This window comes from Sphingobium bisphenolivorans, assembly GCF_000412635.1.
GTDB classification, from domain to species: domain Bacteria; phylum Pseudomonadota; class Alphaproteobacteria; order Sphingomonadales; family Sphingomonadaceae; genus Sphingobium; species Sphingobium bisphenolivorans.
Genome location: NZ_ASTG01000027.1, coordinates 48,892 through 55,039, shown reverse-complemented (window position 1 = coordinate 55,039; position 6,148 = coordinate 48,892). Strand labels below are relative to the sequence as shown.

1 protein-coding gene is annotated in these 6,148 nt (G+C 63.9%); it reads right to left on the bottom strand.

All coding sequences use genetic code 11. The features are described 5' to 3' along the window. Window positions 1-21 precede the first annotated feature (21 nt). Window positions 22-6,147: a hypothetical protein gene (locus tag L858_RS0117135; RefSeq protein ID WP_022684325.1), complete on the bottom strand. Its 6,126-nt coding sequence runs from the start codon at window positions 6,145-6,147 to the stop codon at window positions 22-24. Between the last annotated feature and the right edge of the window lies 1 nt (window position 6,148).

The following is a 6,148-nucleotide window of genomic DNA, read 5'->3' as shown; positions in this document are numbered from 1 at the left end:
GCAGCTTCGGGCCGACTGGGCCTAGCTCAATGAGGCGGCGATCTGGAAGCCGCTGGCCGCGCCTCGCGCCATGATGCCGGCGAGCATGCCGTCGGCCTCGGTTCGGGCCTGAAGGCCGGCGATCTGCTGCCGCGCGTCGACATAGCCGACGAACGCGCCGATCGAGGCGCCCTGCGTGCCGAAACCGATGCCGGCGAGCGCGCCATAGGTCGAGACATTCGCCCGCGACGTGCCGAGCGCAGTATCCCCCGGCAAGCGGCGCCAGCCACCCAGCGTCTGGCCAAAGGTGAAGAGGCCGGCTTCATCTCCCTGCATGCTGGTCGAGGCGGTGCGCAGCGCGGCAGCAATGGCAAGGCCATTCTCGATCCCGATCTGTGAGGCCGAGGCGTAGCTTTCGCCATTGAGGCGAGCGACGGCCGACTGGTTGACGGTGCCGTCAGCCAGCAGCAGCGAAGGCGCCGCCGTCAAAATGCCGCTGGTCGCGGTGCCGGCGATCAGCAGGCCGTTCAGATAATCGACCGTCTGCGTGACCTGCCCGCTGGCGCCGCTGCCGAGTACGAATTGGCCCAACAGGTCGATGCTGCGATTGCCTTGGCGGACGAAGCCGACGACCGCCGACGCCTTGTCGATGGTGCTGAAGCTGCCGACGATGCCGCTGGTGGCGGTGATCAGTTCATAGGTCACGCCCGGTGTAAGGGGACGATTGCCGACCAGCTTCAGCGTCGCACCCGGCGCGATGCTGAGCGTGCCGTTGATGACGAGGGCATCGCTGACGGTCGGCGTCATCTCGAACAGGGTGGTGGAGCTGCCCGCCAAGGCGACATTGCCGTTAACGATCATCGTCCCCGGCGAGGAACCGGGGGAGAGGGTGCCCTGCACCGCGATATTGCCGTTCACCGTGCCCGCGCTGCCGAAGGTCCCGCCCTGATTCACCAGGATGGAGGGGGCATTGAGTATCGATCCGGTGCGCCCGATGAAGCGGCCGCCCGCGGCCGTCAGTTCGCCCGTGGTGAAGTCGCCCGACAGGGCCAGCGGGCCGCTGTCCTGGCGCGTGCGCTCAAAACCCGTGAACCCAGCGAGGCGCAGCTCCTGCGGCGCGGCGTCAGTGCCGCCCGTCGCCAGGATCAGCAGATCATCGCTGCCATTAGCGACGACCGGGCCGCCGACCGAGGAACCCGCGCCGATGGTAAAGCTGTTGCTGCCGCCGCCCAGCGTGACCGGCCCCGCGATGCTGCCCAGATTGACGAAGCTGTTCGTGCCGCCAGCGAAGTCCAGTGCGCCGCTGATGGTGCCCAGATTGGTGAGGCTGTTGGTGCCCTCGGCAAAGACGATGCTGGTGTCGCTGGCGGTTTGCAGCGTTTGTCCCAGGCCCAGCGTCAGCTGCGCGTCGCGCAGGACTAGGCTGTCCACATTGAGCGGCCCATTGGTCGTGATCGTGCCCTTGCCGGTGATCGACTGGCTTTCGAAGTTCACGAACTTGTCGAGCAGCGCCTGGTCGAGCAGACCGCCGCCAGTGATGTCGATGACAAGTGCATCACTGCCCGCGCCGCCATCAATCAGGCCGTTCAGGGTGGCGCCAAGGCCTTGGGTGAAGCGGTCATCGCCTTCGCCCAGAGTGACATTGCCGGTGATGGTGCCGTAATTCGCTAGTCTGTCGTCGCGCACGCCGAGGTCGACTGATCCGGAGATCACGCCAGTGGCGAGGTTGGTGATCCTGTCGGTTGAATTGAAGGTCTGGATCGCGCCGGCGATGAACTCTCCTGCGAGCCCGACCGACAGGCTGGTCGGGACAATCCCGCCTTCGACGCCCCGGATCGTCCCGGCGTTGACCAGCGTGATCTGGTTCGCGGAGCCGATAAAGGCCGTCGACCCGATAGTCTCCATGCCGACCATCACGGGGCTTCCCGCGACAGAGGCGTTTCGCGTGGCGCCTGTGGCCGGAAGAACACCGCCAGCCTCGTTCGTGACGATAATGGTGGAAAGGCCGCCGCTCGACGCATCGATGTTGAGGGCTGAAACGAGAGTGAGGCTTTCCAGCGTCGAAGGGGGAAACCAAGGATTAAAACTCAGCGTGTCCAGGCGATAGCTGGCGCCGCCATCGGCGCTCAACACGCCTTTATTGGTGACGGTGACTGTCGTTGTCGGTTCGCCCTCGATCGGCCCTGCCGCCGGGTCGAAGCCGGTCCGCTGCTGCTCGACCGAACGCGCATCGCTGGTGATGAACACGGCGGAGGCGCCCAGACGGTCGGTGCCGATCCGCGCGCTATTGGCGAGGCTGATCGTCTGACTGCCCTGGCTTCCCGCCTCGACCGTCAGCATGTCGATCGTACCGCTGTTCGTCGCTGCAAGGGTGGTGGCGCTGGACCGCAGGCTCGCCAATCCCTCGATCGTGCCGCTGTTGTCGAAGCTCAGGCTTTCCTGATCAATCGCGCCATAGAGGCCCTGCGTCGTATCGCTGGTCTGATGCGGCGACTGAACCAGCAAGAGGCCCGGGCTACCGGAAGAAGGAAGACCGGAAAGCGGAGGCCTCCCGGGGATCAAGGGAATGCCGGAGGCCGAACCGATCGTCCCGCTGTTGCTGAAGGCGAGCGTCTTCGCCGCGATCGCAGCGCTCAGCCCATTGCTAAGCGTGCCGCTGTTGCTGACGGTCGCGCTGTCGCCATTGATATCGGCGCTGTTGAAATAACTGCCCTGGCCGACAGAGAGGGACACCGACGGCGCAATGGCGGTATCAACGGTGATGGTGCCATCATTGCTGAAGCTGAAATTCCTGGCGTTCAGCGATAGCGACATACCGCCGTCGATCGTACCGCTATTGGTGATAGAGGCCTGTCCGATCAGTTGGTTGCTGTCAGCCCCGGTGATGCTGACGGCCGAAGCCCAGAAGAAGAATGGGTCGCTTTCCGCCGCCATGACTGTGCCGCTGTTGCGGAAGGCAAAGCTGTCCTTGCCGCTGGCGGTGAGCTGGATACTAGAGCCATAAAGGCTGTTGCCGATCTCCCCTTCATTCTGGAAGCTGGTCGCATAGCCCCCGATGCCATCACCAATCTTCCCGCGATTGATGAAGCTGAGCGTCGAGCCTGCGCCCGAGATGTTGAACGGATCGGCCGAGGAACCAAGCGTCAGCAACCGCTCAGGAGAGGCGGGGTCAGCGCTGATGTCCGCCAGATTGACGATAGTGCCGTCGCCGACAAGGGTGAGGGCTTGGCTGAACGCGCCATCGGCGGTCAGCGTCACGACCGTACCGCTGCCGAAAGCGCCAATGCCCTGCCACTCGAAACCGGTCGGAAGGGCAGAGATGGCGCCCAAGTCAACGGTCCTGCTCGCGTCATAGGCGCGCACGAAGCTGTCAAAGCCATCGCCGGCATCGATCGTGCCAGTCACGCCGAGGCTGTCGCGGGTCGCCACGAAAATATCGTCGCCCGCGCCAAACAGCAGGTCACCATTCAGCGTGCCCCCCCTATCCACATAGGCGCCGCTCGCATAACCGATGCCGCCATAGGGCGAATAGGCGAGATTGACGTTACCGTTGATGGTGCCGGCATTGCTGACCGCGCCGCCGCCGGACAGGGCGATGGCGTCGAATCCGGCCCCGCTCGCGATGATGCCGCCCGCATGATTGACGATCACCGCTGGCGACGAATAGCCGCTGCGGATCGCCTGCGCCGCGCTGCTCTGGATCCCCCCGCTATTGATGATGGAAGCTGGCATCCCGTCATAGGTATAGACAGCGACGTCGGCCGTGCTGATGGTACCGCTGTTGCTGAGGTCGCGGACGCTGGAGACGCCCACCGCCGGTGCGCCACCGACTGCCTGGCGGATCGTGCCGCTGTTGACGACCGTCAGCGCGCCGCCGATCGCCGCCCCACCGTCGAGGATGATCTCGCCCCTGTTGACGACCTCAAGCCCGCCATTGATCGCGCTTGCTCGCCCACCATAGGGATTGGCGGACTGGCTAAGCGTAATGACGCCTTCATTGGTGAAGCGGTCCAGCCAGTCGAGCTGAACCGCGCTGCCATAAGGGGCATTGCTGTCATAAGCCGCTGTGAGGGCGCCCCGACTGATGATCGTCGTCCCGACCTGGGCGGAGTTGCCGAAGCTGTCACCGGGGAAGCTGAAGCCATAGCCTGACGCATCGATCAGCCTGATATTCTGGCCCGAGATCGGCATCGACAGGTCCACGCTGCCCTTGCCATAGAGGTTGAGCTGCATGCCATCGGTGCTGCCGGTCACCTTGACCAGCTTGCCAGCGGCGATGTCGAGGCCCATCGCCTCGAAATTGATCGCATTGCCGAGCGTGATCGCGGCATCGTCCTTGATCCGGGCCAGCAGCTGGTCATTGCCCGCGCCGCCATCGAGCACGCCCGAAATGCCGGTCAGGAAGCCATTTTCTCCCATGGTCGCGTCAAGGAAATAGCTGTCATTGCCTGCGCCCAGACGAATGTCGCCCGCAACGCTGCCGCCCTGCTGCATGACGAAGCGGTCGGTGCTGGCGCTGCCGGTAAGATCGACATGGCCGATGATCGCCCCGGCATTGGCGATGGTGGTGGCGCTGTAGCTATAGGGGCTGCTGTCGGGCATGACGGCGATGGCGATCGTATCGCCCTGGATGGCGCCATCCGCCTTGTTGGTCACCGTGCCGTTGCTGGCATAGCCGCCGCCGAACAGGATCGTCGGGGCACCGGTCGCGCTGATTTTGCCGATGTTGGTGAGGGTGGTCGTGCCCGAACTGCCTGTGAGCCGGACGCCTGCACCGCTTATCGTCTCGATGACGCCGTTGTTGGTGAAGGAAGCGCCCTCGATCGATACGGCCGACATTGCCGCGCTCGACAGCGTCGCCTTGATAACGCCTTCATTTACAAGGTTGAGCGATGCGGGATAGCCAAAGCCCAATGCCCCTATTGCGCCGCCCTGCGTTTCGAAACGGCCCTGGTTGACCAGCGTGCCGCTGCCCTGGACGGAAATTCCGCTTGTCCCAAGATAGGCTGCATCAAGGGTCAGCTTGGCGTTGTTCTCAAGGGTCGTGCGGAGCAGCGTGAAATTGGTGGGGAGCACCGGGGTGCCGGTCAGCGTGGCGTCGGCGGTAACGGTCAGCGTCACCATGTTGACACCCGCGCCGCCATCGACCTGACCGGTGATGCCGGTCTTCAGCCTGCCATTCTGATCGATGGCGGCGACAAGGATGTCGTTGCCGCTCCCCAGCAGGACGTTGCCCCTGATCGCCCCCTGCGTGCTGTCGATCGTGCTGCTGGAAGCGCGGACCATGATATCGGTGTCGATCGTGCCAGTATTTTTAAGGAACAGGCCGTTCCCGGCGTCGATCGACAAACCGCCACAGCTGTTGGTGATCGTTCCGCTGTTGGTGACGGACAAGGGATTTAGCTGGCTGACGATCGTTGCGCCGGCTGCGGACATTATCGTTCCGCTATTGGTGATGGATGAATAGGCCGGTCCGCCGAAAAAGGGATCGTTGCTTGGCAGGATGGTAATGGCCGCCTCGCCGCGCCCGTCGATCAGGCCCTCATTGGAGATGCTGGCAAAGGCGGCGATACCGTAGATCGTTCCAGTGGCGCGATTAAGGACGGTATAACCGATGCCGGTGGTTGCCGGTCCCCGGATCGCGGCGCCGGAGGTCGCCGTGATCAGCCCGCTATTGTCGATCGTGGCGTAGGAATTCCCCAGATAATTGCTGCTCGACCGCTCGATCCATATGCCGACATCGCCGCTGATGACGCCCTGTTCGCCGACGATGATCGTGGCGCGGGCATGGGGATAGAGATAGGGATAGCTAAGATAGCCGTTGGGCAGGCCAGCTCCGGCATAAGGGTCATAGATCAGTTCGCGGCTGCCATTCTGCACCGTGAGCGCGGCGGCGCCTGTAGCGTTCACGGTGCCATCGACCCGCAGATTGGCTTGCGTGCTGTTCAGTCGGATGGCGGTGAGGCCCGATCCGGTGACGGTCGCACCCTCGGCGATGATGGTCGGGATATCGGAAGTGACGGTGAACGGGGCATTGTCGCCCGTGCAGGTGACCATGCCGCCGGCAGTCGTGCAGGCCGCCCGCGCCGAGGACACCATTGCCAGTGCGGCAATCACACTGACGCCACCGAGCAGCGCCCATTTGGACGCGCCGTTTCCGAAATTCATC

What these genes read in the sequence shown, in the direction of transcription:
- L858_RS0117135 (WP_022684325.1), bottom strand. Translation starts at nt 6,147, where the DNA reads ATGAATTTCGGAAACGGCGCGTCCAAATGGGCGCTGCTCGGTGGCGTC.